Below are 16,213 nucleotides of genomic sequence, written 5' to 3'. Positions count from 1 at the left end.
AAGTCTTTCCCCTTGTCCCCAATTCTCCTTGTCCCCAAGTCCTCTTCTTCCTGCCTTAATTATTTACGCCGACCTACTTATTACTTACTTTCCTGCATACTTCTGACTAGTTTAGTCACTAGCTTTCTGGGAGTAAATCTTACAGATTCAGCAAGGAGCTTATTTTTAATTCCAGGAACGACAACAGTTTTGTTTTCTAATAGACCACGATAGCCGATTTGGGCTACTGTTTCCGCAGTCATAATTTTTTGACCACTTACTAGCTTTGAGTCTTCCATTGCGGCTCTTTGTTGAAAACCAGATTCGGTAGGCCCTGGACAAAGCGCTGTTACAGAAACACCTGTATCTTCTAACTCATTTGCGATCGCTTCTGTGAACGATAATACATAAGCTTTACTAGCGTAGTATACTGCCATCAGCGGCCCTGGTTGAAAAGCAGCAGTCGAAGCCACGTTTAATATTTTTCCAGACCCCCGCTTCACCATACCCTTTAGGAATAATTTGGTTAAATGTGTGAGACATAAAACATTAACCTGTAGCATTTGCATTTCAGAATTCAGGTCAATTTCGTTAAATAATCCGTAGGTAGCAAAACCAGCATTGTTAACCAGCACGTCAACTCTGATAGATGCTTGTTCTAGCTCAGTGAAAATTTCTTCTGGGGCTGATGGATTTGATAAATCCTTGGAAATAACTTTGGCAACAATGCCAAATTTATTTTTAAATTCATCGGCGATTTTATTCAGCTTGTCCACGCTTCTAGCTACCAACACCAGATTGTAACCATCTTGAGCAAATAACTTTGCAAATTCATAACCGATGCCACCAGATGCACCAGTAATAAGAGCCGTTTGTTTGCGATTACTCTGCATATTTTTTTCTTTTTTAACAGCTTAAAAAATGAATTATTAGTTATTAGTTGTTATTAACCTAACGCTCTTTAACCTTAATTATTCTATCTTCACAATAATTAAAAACGCTAATTAACAAAAACTAATCACTGACTACACAACAAGCATTCCCCACACTACTACTTACAGCGGATGTAAAATTACTGAAGTACACCAGCTAAGTCTTAAAGCCAGATATTTTACTTCTGTTAGCGCAGCGGGGCGTAGCCCATTCTAACTCCTGAATTCTGAATTCTGACTCCTGAATTCTGACTCCTGACTCCTGAATTCTGCTGTAATCTATTGCCACCGTGAAATTTCCAAGCGGACTGCCACATTTTGGCCTAATACTCTTTGGCCACGTTCAGGTAAGGGAACGTATGCAACATATACATTTGAACTGGATTCTGAAGTGGGATTTAAGTTCGTTACTGGCTCTTTTTCAACGGAATTCCAACTGTATTTAGCCTTGTATGTACCATCTGTTGCGACAACATCAGTAATTAGATAGTCAGTCCACAAAGGCACTTGGTCGAGATGACTGTCACGTAGCCAATTCGTCTCTTGTTTTGTGAAAGAATGTAGTGCTAAACGCAGGGCATATCTACACACATTATTATCACTAGCTGAGTTTTTTGGGATTAAAAAGGCTGTAAACAGAGGAACGGGTTTATCGGTTCTGGTTAACTCTTGTGTGATTGGGCAATAATGAGCGATCGCTTGTTCATATATAGGAGTAGGAAGACCACGCAAAGCAACCCTAGTTTCTAGTTGATAAAAATTCTTGTTCTGTTCTTTTAAATCGACATTACTCAGAGACAGTTTCACCTGAATATCACCGAACAAAAAGCGTTGCAGATTTTGATAACCTTCTTCCGAGTTTAATATACCATAACGCCCACCATGAGCGCGATGAATATATGCACGATGAGATCCCGTGATGTAGGCTTTGTCAATCTGAACTAAACCATCACTTTTCACCCCGACAGCCTTTCGTGAAAGACCCAAAGCCTCTTCATAATCATGTGCATTAGTGCCGATTAGAGAAAAAACGCGGCTTGGTGAAAATGCATTCTCTATACTTTGTAACTTTTCTAGCTGAAAATTATTAGGTAATTTATCGGTTGGCTTAACATAAGGTGTTAAATACTGGTACATCCTTTGGGGGCCAAAGTCATCAGAATTATTCAATTGGAACCTGTCCCTTAGTTCTTCCAGCAAACCACTCCCAACCTCAAAATAAATGCCACCATGAGGTGTACCGTAGGTAAAGAATTTATCAATGTGATGGGCAGCTTGCTCACCTGTTTCTGGATAAATCTTTTGAATCAAACTACGACAAACAAGGCCTCCCATTGAGTGGGCGACAAGATAAACTTTGTCTGCACCCGTCGTTTTCTTGACGTTTTGGATCAAGTTTCTTAAACCCTTAGCTATCTCCTCCATCTCCTGACGAACTACACTTGAGGAGCCAAAACTAGGTGTAGTTACATCATAAAATCGGTAGATCCAAATAGTTTTATGAACTTGACCAGACAATCTTTTAATCTGATTGCTCACATTCTGATTGTCAACAATCGGTTGATAACCATGATCGGTCATTAGCCGCAGCAATGGACTCTCAAAAACAAACTTTTGGGGATTTTCTTTCTGGTCTACTCGAATATGTGTTGAACCACTATTGAACCCATAAAATGGATCATTAACTGTTTGTTCAACATCTTTTTGTGTACCTGCATATCCACGAACAAAGATTATTGGTAAATACTGCATCTATATCCTCACTATTTAATAAATATTTTTGCTCGTTCCCATATTTAACATGGGAACGAGTGCAGCATCCAGACAATTTGTCTTAGAAAGTTTTCACAAACTCAATTAGGGCTTTCTTATCTTCATCTGGCAGATTTGAGCCAAAATAATGACCCTCATCTTCAACGAAGTCGGGAGATTTGTTGGCTCTTAAAAGCACACGTGCTAATTTACCTTTGATTCCACCGCCCGGTTTCAAGTCTTGGAAAAGGCTGCTGAGATTGAGAGATGTAATCGCCTCTCTAATATTGATGCTTGCCAGCAAATTCACAGGCGTACCTTTAGGAATAGGAATCCTAAATCTCGGATTTGGATCTCCTGGAGGAAGCTCTAATTTAGTATCTTGAGATGTCCTGCTGATAATTCCCTCACGCTTTTCAGGCCACAGCAACTTTTCCATAGCATCGGTATAGGCTTCTACACGTCCTTTCACTGAAGGATCTTCGTTGTAAAGTCCTAGTGTGTTGTTATGCAGAAGTGGTGCTGTTGCCCAAATACTAACTAGCGAAGGTGTGCGGTAATATCCCAAACCGCCATCTGGTATCTTAAATTCGATGGGTTTTTTCTCATCGAAGGGGTTGTACAGCGTCAAATTACCTGGTGATGGTAGTTCTTTGTAGGTTTTAGATGAGAACTGATCCCAAATATGCCCCTTAGTGGCATTTGTCCCTAGCGATCGCGCCGCATTGGTACCAATTAGTGTAACTGGATAACGCTGGTCATCAGACAAGAAGTTGTGGTCGAGAAAATTACTACTGAGTACAGACTCTTCATACCATTTCTGAGCCTGTTCTGGGTCAGCAGCAATTTCAGCAGGTGGCTTTTTGCTGGAATGGCAACCAGCACAAGTACTGGCAAAAACCAGTTTGCCACGTTTGAGAACTTCTTCGTCTTTGGTTAAGAACTCTTCACCACCCGGTGCATCTTTCAAGTGCATCGGCTTGATGGTTTTCAAGAATGCTTCGGCATCAGCCATGCGTGCTTCTGTCTGTCTCCAGCCTTCGCACTCTTTCCGCGCCTTTTCGATATCAAAAGGTTTTTGGGGAGTTCTGCCTAATAAAGGTTCATGAAGAGTCGTCCAATAATCGCCGCACATCCCAATATTGACGTAGACGCGTAGTGAGGCATTTGCCACTCCTGTAGAGTCTGCACCATCCTTGAGAATATGATTAACCTCCTTGATTGAACCATCGTTCATTACTTCTGGATATGTGGGGCGATCGCTTAAATTAAAAATGGCATTGATCGCATTCGGATTATTGATGTGATCGTTACCAATCCGCGAAGTATCAGATGTACCCGGTCTTTGAGAGTCAAGTACTTGCTTAACAAAACTATTTGCCCCAACGCTGGATGCAAATAATTTGCTTTCCTTGATGTACTGATTACCTAATGCTGCTACGAGATTTTCCCATTTCGGGTGTTCCTTATCTTTGGGTGGGTTAAGAGGATCTAACGCTACATGACAGATAGCGCAAGACTGTCCAATCACGTATGGAGGCTCAACTTGTGAAGTTTTGGCATATTCAACAGAGTTCCATTTTGCCGAGTCGAAGTTGGGGTTTTGGAACTTACGCAACCCAATAACGCCGGTTGAAAGTGGATCTTTGCACTTATCTAGCCACAAACCGTATTCATCTGGTGTTGTTGCTTTCTCACATCCAGGATCGTTGATAGCGCCATAGCGTTGGAATCGTTCATCATGCACACGCGAATCAATCAGCTTTAGCAGATCAACACCACCATGTGTCCGCTTCGCTAAATCACGATAGTACTTAGCATTACCGCCAGTCCATAAGTACCAAGTACAACGGCCCCGTTTCTCGGCATCTGTCAAATTCTCTATTTTGTAGTCTGGGAGATAACCGATACCCTCACAGTTATCAGGGTATTCAGATACACCTGTATCCGAATAGCTAGTACTTATGGATGTAGGTGTTTCACTATACTCATCAGCTAAAGCTGTAGGCGTTCCATAAAAGCCGCAGACTATAAACATAGTCACGAATAGCAGGAGCAGACAGCCCTTAAAAATTAGACTTGTCTTTTTCATAAAACTCTTTGTTTGTAAGACCTAAACCTTCTCCACAGCACCTCACGTTTGCAGAGATACACTAATACTTCATCACTAATTTCCCATTTTCCAGATTTAGTCTTGGGATATTTTGATGATTTTAAATGTACCTTACTGAGGTTCGTTATATATGAACTTACTACACAAGTTTGCAAAACGTCATCAATAAACTTTTATACATTTTTAACCTAAAAATTTAAAAATTTGTAAACTTACAATAGTGTTCAATAACCAATTTGCTATGGTTATATCCATTCCCTAGATACTTGGTTAAGTTTGTAACAAATTGTTAGAAGCTGATCTTAAGGTTGACTTAACCTTTTAAGAAAAATAAAGACAAAAATTTTCATTTTTCTTAAGATTTTGTTTGTTGATGTTGTCGGTTTACAAACTGCAAAAGACTTTATATAACTGTAAAAACCAATAAGGATAAACATCCATGCTGAAACTGGGTAGGAAAATATAAGTAACAAAAACTTAATACTTAGCTTTTGCATCCGAAAACCTCCACTGTAGATTTGTAGACATAAAACATTACCCTCGCAGAGACATTAGAAATCATAATTCTCTGGCGAGGCTATTCGTGCTACGAAAAATTCTGACACCTAATTTTATTGCCGAAAAAACACAAAAGACAGAGGAACAGATGGAAAACGATATTATCTTTGAACCATTGAGATTCCGTAATCTCACAGTAAAAAATCGGATTTTTCGCTCTAGTATTTCTGGAAGATGGGATAACTATGATGGTTCAGGAACCCAAGCCCGAATCAACTGGGAAGAAAAGTTTGCTCGTGGTGGTGTAGGGGCTATTATTACTTCCTTTGTACCAGTCGCCATCCGGGGAAGAATTATGCCCAATTACGCCACTATTGACTGTGATGAACGCATTCCTTTTTGGCGGAAAGTAGGAGAAAAAGTCCACGAATATGACTGTAAATTTATCTTGCAATTAAGTCATTCGGGGCGACAGCAGGACATTGCCGGTGTAGAAAATTTAGGAAAAAAAGCCTTAAGTTCCACTAGCCAAACTGAGCCATTCCACGGATTTTTGTGTCAAGCGATGACACTAACAGAGATTAAAGAAACAATCCAACACTTTGCCGATGGTGCTAGACGGGCCCGTGAAGCAGGTTTAGATGGAATAGAATTGCACAGTGCTAATGGATATCTTTTTAACCAATTTCTCAGTTCTGGAATTAACGATCGCCAAGATGAATATGGTGGCTCATTAGAGAATCGAGCGCGGTTTCTGCTAGATGTAATTAGAGCAATTCGTAAAGAAGTAGGTAATGACTTTCATCTACAATTTAAAATTAGTGCCGTTGACTATAACAACGCCGTCACCTTTTGGGAAAAACCAGGTAATACCATAGAAGATTCTATCCAAGTTTGTAAATGGGCAGAAGAAGCTGGGGCTGATGGCATCCATGTATCAACTGGTAGCTTATTTCCTCACCCACTCAATCCCATTGGTGATTTTAATTTTGATGTTATTACTAAAACTTATGATGCGATGTTGTCAAGTGGCGTCGAAACCACACGTAACTACATTTTATTTCGCAAATCATTTCTGCATCCAATTTTCAATCTTTTATGGAACCGTGTAAAAAAGCAATTGCCTCCTCAAGCATTTAGTGGTGATGATGTAAAAGACCCCAAAATCAAGCAGTTGTTAATAGAGAACCAAGGCAGAAACTTACTAGATTCCAGAGAAATTAAAAAGCACGTTAATATTCCCGTATTATGCACTGGTGGTTTACAGCAAGCTTCATATATTCGTCAGGCAATTAACGATCAGTATTGTGATGGTGTCACAATGGCTCGTACCCTAATTGCTAACAATTACTTAGTTAAATCTTTTCAAGAAGGTAAAGACCTAGCAGATAAACCCTGTACCTATTGCAACAAATGTCTACTTAATGTAATCGAAAATCCCTTGGGTTGTTACGAGCAGGAGCGCTTCAATAGCTATGAAGAGATGATGGAAGAAGTAATGTCAGTCTTTCATCCAACTCAGTTTGCCAATTCATCTAAATAAAAAGCGATGGGTATCACATTGACAATTTCGCTTAGAGATAATCTCGACAATATGGGGAGTGTTTTATGACTGAACAAACTAACCCTACCCTACTTTCTACCCCAGTTAAGGGAATAAAGGGTATCTTCCGGCGGATTTGGGTTGTGATTGTAGGCATTGTAGCAGTAGCAGTATTTTTCCTTTGGCCTGTTTTATCTAACTCCCCAGTGGATTATGCTGATATTGAAAACCACTTTAAATATGGTTCAATTGGCAGTGAACCCATCAATGGCATCCCTTACTGGATTTGGAAAGTTTTACCAGAATTATTTTCAGATAAATTACCCGGACAAGGTTATAGTTCTTTGGGATTTATCAAAGAACCTGATAAAGATTTACCTGTAGGTTTTTCACAACGAAGAGTCTTTATTGATCGAGTTGGGTTAAATTGTGCTGTATGTCATACAGGAACACTGCGAAATACCCCTAATAGTGAACATCAAGTCATGACTACGATGCCTGCTAATGTGCTGAATTTGCAGGGATATATAAAATTTTTATCAGCAGTTGGTGTGGATGAGCGCTTTACTGCTAACCGGATGTTACCAGAAATTGAAAAAATTAGTGGTGGTCTTAATCCCATTGAAAAATTACTTTATCGCTTCATTGCAATTCCCCAAACTAGAGATGCACTAATTAATCAGGCATATCGACTTAAGTTTGTGGAAGAACAACCAGATTGGGGGCCAGGAAGAGTAGATACTTTTAATCCTTATAAAGCAATTCAATTCCATTTCCCAATGGATAAATTGCGTGAAGATGAACTAATTGGTACTTCTGATTTCCCCTCAATTTGGAATCAAAAACCCCGCGAGGGATTGCAGTTACATTGGGATGGTAATAACACATCTGTTGATGAACGTAATAAGAGTGCAGCCTTAGGAACTGGAGTCACACCCACAACAATTGATTTGCCTCGAATTCAGAGAGTTGCTGATTGGCTGTGGGAACTACCACCACCCAAATATCCTTATGAAGTTAACGAAACTTTAGCGGCCACAGGAAAACCACTTTTTGAAAGTAATTGCGCTAGTTGTCACGCTTTTGGTGGTGCGTATACAGGCAAAGTTGTACCAATTCAAGAAATTGGTACAGACCCTCATCGCCTAGATTCATTTACTTATGAAACCATCTCTAACCAAAATACGCTGTATGCAGGTTATCCGTGGCGCTTTAAGAATTTTCGCAAGACTAATGGCTATGCGAATATGCCTCTTGATGGTGTTTGGTTACGCGGCCCTTATTTACACAATGGTTCAGTCCCTACCTTACGGGATTTACTAGAAAAACCAGAGAACAGACCACAAGAATTTTATCGAGGCTACGACGTTATCGATAGAGAAAAAGTTGGTTTTGTCTCTGATATAGCCGAAGAAAATGGTAAAAATTACTTCAAGTTTGATACAAAACTTGATGGTAACAGTAATAGCGGTCACTTATACGGCGTTGATCTTTCCCCAGAAGAAAAAGATGCGATCGTTGAGTACATGAAGAAACTTTGAAAAATATTTTAGCGAGAAAAAACCTAAGTTTATGGCAATACTTAAGTCAAAATTAGGGAAAATAATCACCTCAATTGCTGTAGTTATTGTCCTTCTTTTTGGGGTTGTGGGTTATGTGGGATGGTACAACCTTTTCCGCGAAGTTCCTAGCGAAGTTTATGAGTTACCAGAGGATCATTTTAAATATGGTTCTATTGGTACAGAACAAGCGCAAGGTGTACCGTATTGGATTTGGTTAGTATTACCGCGCATATTTCCCGATAAGCTACCAGGCCCAGGCGGTTATACTTCTCTGGGAATTACCTGGGAAGAAGGTAAAGAGCTACCAGTCGGTTTTTCTAAAAAAACAATCGGGTTTCCCAGAGTTGGGATAACTTGTGCTGTTTGTCATCATGCTACTTATCGAGAAAATCTCAAAGATAAGCCAACAATTATTGCAGCTGGGCCTGCTAATAGATTTGATTCTCAAGGCTATGTCCGCTTTCTCGGTAACGCTGCTAGTGACCCCAGATTTGAACCAGATTATATCCTTGATGAAATCAAATATAGTCATGAGTTTAGCTGGTTAGAAAACCTGCTTTATCGTTTTATAATTATTCCCCAAACAAAAAAAGGGCTGCTGCAACAAAGTGCAGACTTTGCTTGGACTGATTCTCGTCCTAATTGGGGCCCAGGTAGAATTGACCCGTTTAATCCTGTGAAGTTTACTACTTTAAAGTTGCCTAAAGATGACACCATTGGTAACTCAGATATGATGCCTCTGTGGAATGAAAAGCAACACCAAAACTTTGCCCTGCATTGGGATGGTTTAGAAACTTCGCTGCGAGAAACGATCCAGACTGGGGCGATTGGTGACGGTGCAACTAAAGACTCTCTACCAGTAGAGGATCTGCTACGAGTAGAAGATTATATTTCGGAATTACCGCCTCCTAAATATCCGTTTGCAGTTGATGAGCAACTAGCTACACAAGGAAAAGCAATTTTTAATAATACTTGTGCGTCTTGTCATGCATTTGGCGGCGAAAGGACTGGTAAGGTGATTCCTGTTGAAGAAGTGGGAACTGACCGCCACCGTCTAGATATGTGGACGCAGCAAGCAGCAGATACTTACAACAAATTTGGTGATGGTTACTCTTGGGACTTCAACCAGTTGCGGAAGACCAATGGTTATGTTTCTGTCTCTCTTGATGGTCTTTGGTTAAGAGCGCCTTATCTCCATAATGGTTCGGTGCCATCCCTACAAGACTTGTTAGAAAAACCGGAGGATCGTCCCCAATCTTTTTATCGAGGATTTGATGTCTATGACCAAAACAAAGTTGGCTTTATTTCCGAAGGAGAAGAAGCGCAACGTGTAGGTTTTAAATATGACATTAGTGTTCCTGGTAATAGTAACCAAGGACATATCTATGGCACTGATTTACCTGTCAAAGATAAACAAGCATTAGTCGAATACTTAAAAACTTTGTAACCAAGTTATGAACAAATATGCTGTTTGGTTCCGGGCGCTCGTCTGGTTAGGTGTTATCCAAAACTGCGTGATGGGTATACCCGCTATCTTCGCACCGAATTGGTTGCTGGAATTACTCCACCAAAGACCTACCGAAGACCCGGTATGGACTTCGTTTGCTGGCTTGCTAGTGGTTCTGCTGTCGCTGTTCTACATTCCGGGAGGAAATGACCCGTACCGCTACACATCTAATGCTGTGCTTGCGATCTTTGCGCGATCGCAAGGAGTCATTTTCTTTTTCTTTATTTACCCCAATGTTTATCCCGTCTTCGGGATTATCGACTTGGTATTTTTCTTGTTCCAAGCGCCACTGTTGATACTGACTATGCTCAACAAACCTCAAGCTTATACGCCAGACAATGACGATAAATCATTACAAAGACGCGATAAATCGCCGTCTCTACAATAATTAGTCTTTTGTCTTGACCAAAGTGAAGCCCCGTGCTTCACGCAATGCTTTAAAGTAATGAGTAAGGAGTAATGAGTAATGAGTGGATGAAAAATGGGTATTTACTCATTACTTATTACTTATTACTCATTACTCCAGAATCACCCTTCTTTTTGATTTGGCAAAACACCCTCAAGCATAGATTCTAATTCTTTATTTAACCGACCAGATTTGACAAATTCTGCATAAGTATCTGCCTCAATTGCCAGCAGTTCTCCTCGAAATTGTTCTGTTGTAAAGCTCTGAAGATTGGGATATTCACCCTGTAATTTGTCAATTTCTATCCGTAAATCTGCAAGTTCACCTTTGATTAGTGTCTCTTGATAACGACGAAACTCTGGGTCAATACCTGGGCGTTTGTCTGCCTGGAGATGTTCTAGAACGCGTTCTAAGGCAACATGACGGGCAACGAATTCTAAATATTGCTCACGTAAGGGTGCATCACCTAGCAAATTGAGTTTTTCTAGCAATGGTTTGATGGTTAATCCCTGGACAAGTAGAGTAAATAAAACTACTCCAAATACCGTTGCAATGATTTTTTCTCGCTCTGGTAATGTTACTGGTACACTCAATGCCAAGGCAATGGAGACGGAACCACGTAACCCACCCCACCAGAGGATAGTTTGTTCTGGTAACGAAATGTCCGATTTGGTAATGCTAGTACTAAATCTGGTGAGAATCAAAATAGCAATTGCTCGCATCAAAATCATTGCTACCACTGTCACCATAATGATTTGCAGGTTTTCGCCTAAACTAGCAAAGCGTATTTGGTCGCCAATTAGCAAGAAGACAATCGAGTTAACAAAGAACGCCAAAAATTCCCAAAATTCGGAGACAATAATCCGAGTGCGGGGATTCATGCCGATACGAGAGCCAAAGTTGCCTAAAATCAAACCTGTGGTGACAACTCCAATTACCCCAGAACCACCTAAGTCTTCGATAATCAGGTAAGTGCCGTAGGCGGAAACTAGGGTTAAGGATTGCTCCACTAAAGGCAAATCGAAGCGCTGGGTGAGGTAGGAAATCCCAAATCCAATGAAAGCCCCTACCCCTACACCAATGCCAACAACTGTAAATAACTGCAATAAAATTGGCTGGAATTCCAATTCCACAGTTCCCAAAGATAAGGCCACCAAAAAACTAAAGGCAACTACAGCCATACCATCATTGAATAGGCTTTCGCCTTCCATTAAGGTGGTAAGACGACTACCTACGCCGAGTTGGCGGAACAAAGCGGTGACAGAAACCGGGTCAGTGGCAGATAGACTGGCGGCGATGAGTAAAGCTGTAGTTAGGGAAATACCAACGAATTGATTGAGAGCGATCGCTACCCCGGCGATCGCAATTAACACCCCAAACACTGCATACAAGCAAATTGGCACTAAATCCCGCTTCAGTTCTGACCATTTCAAATTCCATGCGGCTTCAAATAGCAGCGGTGGTAAAAAAATGAACAAAATTAATTCCGGGGAAAGGGTTACTAAACGGACATCCACCAACGCCAAACCTAACCCGACAATCACCAGTAGTAAGGTGTAAGGGATATTGCGAAACCAGCTAAATATCTGCGGTAGTGTCGCCACACCTAGAGATACCGAAAGTACCAGCAAAAACTGCTTGAGATTGTTTGTAATGACTTCTTCGGCGATCGCGGATTCAAGTGCCATAAGTAAATTCCTGGTATAATTTTGCATTTATCGAAACAGAAGTCAGGAGTCAGAATTCAGGAGTCAGAATTCAGAATTTAGGAGTCAGAATTTAGGAGTCAGTATGTCTGGCAGACTTAGATATGACTATTTTCAGATGACACCAATTCAATTTAAGACTTTAATTAGCAGAGAATGAAGATTTTACAATTAACCGAACATTCAGGAGGAAGGTCTTGAGTAATAACATTCGAGACCGCTTTAAAAATTTCCGCCGCCGGGGTTCGCAGCCGGAACAACTCCAACAGCTACAAACAGACTTGCTGGCAGAATCGACTCTAGACTCGGCTTACATAATTTTAATTATTAGCTCCTGTGCGATCGCTACTTTAGGTTTATTGTCTAATAGTGCGGCCGTGATTATTGGCGCGATGATTATTGCCCCTCTGATGTTGCCGATTCGCGGATTAGCTTTTGGTGCTTTGCAAGCAGATATTACATTATTCCGTAAGGGAATAATTGCTGTAGCAGTGGGCACTATATTAGCGGTAGCGATCGCCTGGACTCTGGGTTGGCTAGTAGGGTTGCCCAGCTACGGTAGCGAGATCCTGGCCAGATCAAGACCAACACTGTTAGATTTAGGAATTGCGGTAGCGGCTGGCGGTATCAGTGGCTACGCAAAAGTTGAGACGAAAATCTCTACTAGTTTAGCGGGAACTGCGATCGCTGTTGCCCTCATGCCTCCCATCTGTGTCATTGGCTTAGGCTTGGCACAGGGAAATTGGTCACTGAGTTTCGGGGCAACTCTCCTTTATCTCACCAACTTGCTAGGTATCGCCCTCTCCTGTATGGTGACATTCGTGGCAGTAGGTTACACTTCAATGGCGCGGGCCCGTCAACCCCTAATTTGGACTATGGCTTTGACGGCTATTTTGGTAATTCCCTTGGGAGTTAGCTTTGCTCGACTTGTACGACAGGCACAACTAGAAAATAGTCTACGACGGGCATTATTAAACCGAACTGTCACCTTTGGACGCTTGCAGTTACTCAACAGTAATACTAATTGGTTGACAAATCCCCCAGAAGTCCGTTTGAGTGTCCGGGCAAGGGAACCTGTTACACCCCGGCAAGTAGAATTATTAGAAGAATTTATTGAACGAGAGATGGGGCAACCATTCACTCTCATTTTTGAAGTTGGTCAAGTGGAGGAAATTCGACGTTCTGAACCAACGCCCTGAAGTTGCTAATGTAAAGTCAAGATAACTTTCCAGAATGCAATAGTGGATGTAACTCAATTAGTCAAAGTTTCAATTATTCTCTTGCTTGTTGCTACAGGTGTAGCTTTGCTGTCCCGACGGCTGCGAATCCCTTATGTCACAGGTTTAGTATTAGCAGGTTTGCCAATCACTGAGTTATTATCTCGGCCCATTGGTTTAAATCCAACCCTTGTATTGAATCTTTTCTTACCAATTCTCATCTTTGAAGCTGGTATTAATACAGATGTCAGCCGCCTACGCAGCACCTTTAAACCAATTGCCCTACTAGCTGGGCCAGGGGCTATACTTTCTGGCGCGATTATTGCCGCCCTCTTAAAATTTGGGCTGGGACTGGGTTGGATACCTGCGTTATTTGTAGGAGTAATTCTGGCAAACACTGATACAGTTTCCATGATTGCTGTATTCAAGGAGATACCAGTTCCCTCAAGGCTTTCCACCATCGTTGAAGGAGAAACCCTATTCAATGATGCAGCCGCCCTAGTTTCCTTCAACCTAATTTTGCAAGTATATTCAACAGGCTCACTCACATTTTTAGAGGGAATCCAACAACTGCTATTTATCTCTCTAGGAGGCTGCCTTGTGGGGTTAGTCCTGGGTTACTTGAGTATACCTATATTCGCCCGTTTAGATGATGCCCTTAGCAGTCTTTTGTTGACAGTTGCAGTTGCATTAGGAACTTTTCAGGCTGGGCAATTTATCGGTGTATCGGGTGCTGTGGCCGTAGTTGTTGCGGGATTAATTTTCGGGAATTTAGGGCTTTCTGGCAATACTTCTGCTTCTAGTCGCATCACCTTGTTAAGTTTCTGGGAATATGCCAGTTTTACTGTCAACACCTTTATTTTTTTGTTGATTGGTGTAGAAATAGACCTAGTAACGCTCTGGAGAACTTTACCTGCAATTATATTTGCAGTTTTGGCTTATCAAATTGGGCGAGTTCTTACAGTCTATCCTCTACTAGCAGGAATTCGTTTGATTGACCGTCCAATTCCATTGCGCTGGCAACATCTACTCTTTTTAGGTAACATCAAAGGTTCGCTCTCAATGGCTCTGGCGTTGAGTTTACCTCCAACACTACCAGGGCGAGATGTCCTCATCGCTTTAGTTTTTGGTAGTGTGCTGGTGTCGTTAGTTGGACAGGGTTTAAGTTTGCCTTGGGTGGTAAAACGTTTGAAATTATCTAAATTTTCAGAAGCTCAACAACAAGTTGAAGAATTGCAAGCCCAGTTAATGACGGGTAAGGCAGCACAAGATGAATTAGATAGTTTGTTGAAATCAGGGGTGTTACCAAAAGCTGTTTACGAAGAGATGCGTTCAGCTTATCAGGTGCGAATTGCCAGTGCAGAAAAGACACTGCGGGAACTATATAATCGTCGCCCTGATGAGGTAGAAGGTAGAAGTGGCAAGAGCAGTAAACTGGAAGCCATTCGCCGACGTTTACTCTTAGCAGAAAAAGGAGCGCTCAATGAGGCAATGCGGAAGCGAATTCTCTCAGAAGAAATAGTGCGTGCGCGGATACAAATTCTTGATGAACAATTACTGAAATTAGAAGATGATTAAGGATATGGGGCAATACACTTGTCTTGACGGCGATTTATCGCGTCTCGAAAATCCACAATTTTGTACAGTTAGCTCTTAACTGAACGTTTTTAAAAGGTGTATTCATTCAATTGAAAAGCGCTGTCAAATCTCACAGTATCTTTTTGGTAAGTACGCCACTTTTAAGTGCGTACTTCTCATTTTATATGTATATACTTTACTATTTAAATAGTTACAAATTAGGTCTAATCAATCAGAACTCTAAATTTGGAATTCTAAATTCTTCTAAAAACAATTAACAACGAGGTAAATTTATGTCTCAAAATACAATTACCCACTTAATTCACGATCGCAATGACCGCGGCCACGCTCAAACAGGCTGGCTCGATAGTTATCACACATTTTCCTTCGGTAGTTTTTACGATCCCAACCGCATGGGATTTCGCTCTCTGCGAGTGATTAACGACGATCGCATCGCCCCTGGTGCTGGATTTCCTACCCACAGTCATCGTGACATGGAAATTCTCACCTACGTCTTAGAAGGTGCTGTAGAGCATAAAGACAGCTTGGGTACTGGGTCGGTGATTCGTCCTGGTGATGCCCAAATTATGAGCGCTGGTACTGGAATCAGCCACAGCGAATTTAATCCCTCACCAACAGAACCACTGCACCTGCTACAAATCTGGATTCTTCCCGATCGAGAAGGAATAACGCCAAGATATGAACAAAAAGCTTTTCCTCTCGAAGAAAAGCGCGGTAAACTCCGCTTAATTGCCTCTAAGGATGGGCGCGATGGTGCTGTGACAATTCACCAAGATGTTGAGTTATATACATCTGTTTTAGAGTCAGGTGATGTTGTTAATTATCAAGTCAAAAGCGATCGCTATGCCTGGTTACAAGTAGCCCAAGGCATAGTCAACTTAAATGGTGAGGAACTCAGAGCCGGCGATGGTGTGCAGATCAACGGCGAAGAACAGCTAGAAATTAGCACCAACATCGGCGGCGAAATCTTGCTTTTCGATTTGGGCTAATATTCCACCTAACCTGGATTTCTCACAAATGAGAAATCCGGGAGTTGGGTATTCTGTATGACTGGTGGATAGCGCAGTGTAAAGCCTTCTCTTTCAGAGACGCTAACGCGAACAGCATGGGCATGGCTTCGCTTAGAGCGAGTATTTTCGAGTCGCGTCTGAATAACCGGGTTTAATACCACCACCAAATCGTAGATTTGGTGGTGCAACAATTCAATCGCCGGTCTGAATCCCCAACTGATTAGATTCTGACTCCTGAATTCTGACTCCTGAATTCTGACTCCTGAATTCTGACTCCTGAATTCTGAATTCTTCTTCAATTATATTTATTAAGTTATATAGGACTCATATTTGATTTCTGAAAAAACTCAGTACAACTAAGAAGCCTTCTTGACTGTTGCCTGTTGCCT

General features: G+C 41.3%; 12 protein-coding genes. 7 read left to right on the top strand and 5 right to left on the bottom strand.

The window, feature by feature from the left end:
- Window positions 1-80 precede the first annotated feature (80 nt).
- The 3 genes from A4S05_RS30310 to A4S05_RS30300 form a co-directional block, all read right to left on the bottom strand.
- Window positions 81-872, bottom strand: coding sequence for an SDR family NAD(P)-dependent oxidoreductase (locus tag A4S05_RS30310; protein WP_069073482.1), 792 nt, complete (start codon window positions 870-872; stop codon window positions 81-83).
- 318 nt (window positions 873-1,190) lie between these two features.
- Window positions 1,191-2,663, bottom strand: coding sequence for an alpha/beta fold hydrolase (locus tag A4S05_RS30305; RefSeq protein WP_069073481.1), 1,473 nt, complete (start codon window positions 2,661-2,663; stop codon window positions 1,191-1,193).
- A gap of 82 nt (window positions 2,664-2,745) precedes the next feature.
- Window positions 2,746-4,755, bottom strand: a complete 2,010-nt coding sequence (locus A4S05_RS30300; RefSeq protein WP_069073480.1) for a hypothetical protein — start codon at window positions 4,753-4,755, stop codon at window positions 2,746-2,748.
- Between the two features lie 604 nt (window positions 4,756-5,359).
- On the opposite strand from A4S05_RS30300, the gene A4S05_RS30295 reads away from it, so the two are divergent.
- From A4S05_RS30295 to A4S05_RS30280, 4 genes are all read left to right on the top strand, one after another.
- A complete protein-coding gene (locus A4S05_RS30295) occupies window positions 5,360-6,817 on the top strand; it encodes an NADH:flavin oxidoreductase (protein WP_256091270.1) in 1,458 nt (485 codons plus the stop codon).
- Between the two features lie 65 nt (window positions 6,818-6,882).
- Window positions 6,883-8,358, top strand: a complete 1,476-nt coding sequence (locus A4S05_RS30290) for a c-type cytochrome (protein WP_069073479.1) — start codon at window positions 6,883-6,885, stop codon at window positions 8,356-8,358.
- A 31-nt stretch (window positions 8,359-8,389) separates the two neighbouring features.
- On the top strand, window positions 8,390-9,826 hold the full coding sequence (locus A4S05_RS30285) for a c-type cytochrome (RefSeq protein WP_069073478.1): 1,437 nt from the start codon (window positions 8,390-8,392) through the stop codon (window positions 9,824-9,826).
- 7 nt (window positions 9,827-9,833) lie between these two features.
- A complete protein-coding gene (locus A4S05_RS30280; RefSeq protein ID WP_069073477.1) occupies window positions 9,834-10,274 on the top strand; it encodes a hypothetical protein in 441 nt (146 codons plus the stop codon).
- Window positions 10,275-10,414: 140 nt separating this feature from the next.
- Here the strand turns inward: A4S05_RS30280 and A4S05_RS30275 are convergent, their stop codons facing one another.
- On the bottom strand, window positions 10,415-11,980 hold the full coding sequence (locus A4S05_RS30275; RefSeq protein ID WP_069073476.1) for a cation:proton antiporter: 1,566 nt from the start codon (window positions 11,978-11,980) through the stop codon (window positions 10,415-10,417).
- Between the two features lie 215 nt (window positions 11,981-12,195).
- On the opposite strand from A4S05_RS30275, the gene A4S05_RS30270 reads away from it, so the two are divergent.
- The 3 genes from A4S05_RS30270 to A4S05_RS30260 all read left to right on the top strand — a co-directional run bounded on the left by A4S05_RS30270 (window position 12,196) and on the right by A4S05_RS30260 (window position 15,803).
- Window positions 12,196-13,197 carry a DUF389 domain-containing protein gene (locus tag A4S05_RS30270; protein WP_069073475.1) on the top strand — a complete coding sequence of 334 codons (1,002 nt, stop codon included), beginning with the start codon at window positions 12,196-12,198 and terminating at the stop codon, window positions 13,195-13,197.
- 42 nt (window positions 13,198-13,239) lie between these two features.
- Window positions 13,240-14,793, top strand: a complete 1,554-nt coding sequence (locus A4S05_RS30265; RefSeq protein ID WP_069073474.1) for a cation:proton antiporter — start codon at window positions 13,240-13,242, stop codon at window positions 14,791-14,793.
- 293 nt (window positions 14,794-15,086) lie between these two features.
- Complete coding sequence (locus A4S05_RS30260) at window positions 15,087-15,803, top strand: pirin family protein (protein WP_069073473.1); 717 nt, start codon at window positions 15,087-15,089, stop codon at window positions 15,801-15,803.
- Window positions 15,804-15,811: 8 nt separating this feature from the next.
- Here the strand turns inward: A4S05_RS30260 and A4S05_RS40760 are convergent, their stop codons facing one another.
- Window positions 15,812-16,012 (bottom strand): hypothetical protein, encoded by a 201-nt coding sequence (locus tag A4S05_RS40760; RefSeq protein WP_141699843.1) that lies wholly within the window; start codon window positions 16,010-16,012, stop codon window positions 15,812-15,814.
- Window positions 16,013-16,213 lie beyond the last annotated feature (201 nt).

Source organism: Nostoc sp. KVJ20 (genome assembly GCF_001712795.1).
GTDB lineage: Bacteria > Cyanobacteriota > Cyanobacteriia > Cyanobacteriales > Nostocaceae > Nostoc.
The sequence above is the reverse complement of the archived record's forward strand: the minus strand, read 5'-3'. Positions and strand labels throughout refer to the sequence as shown.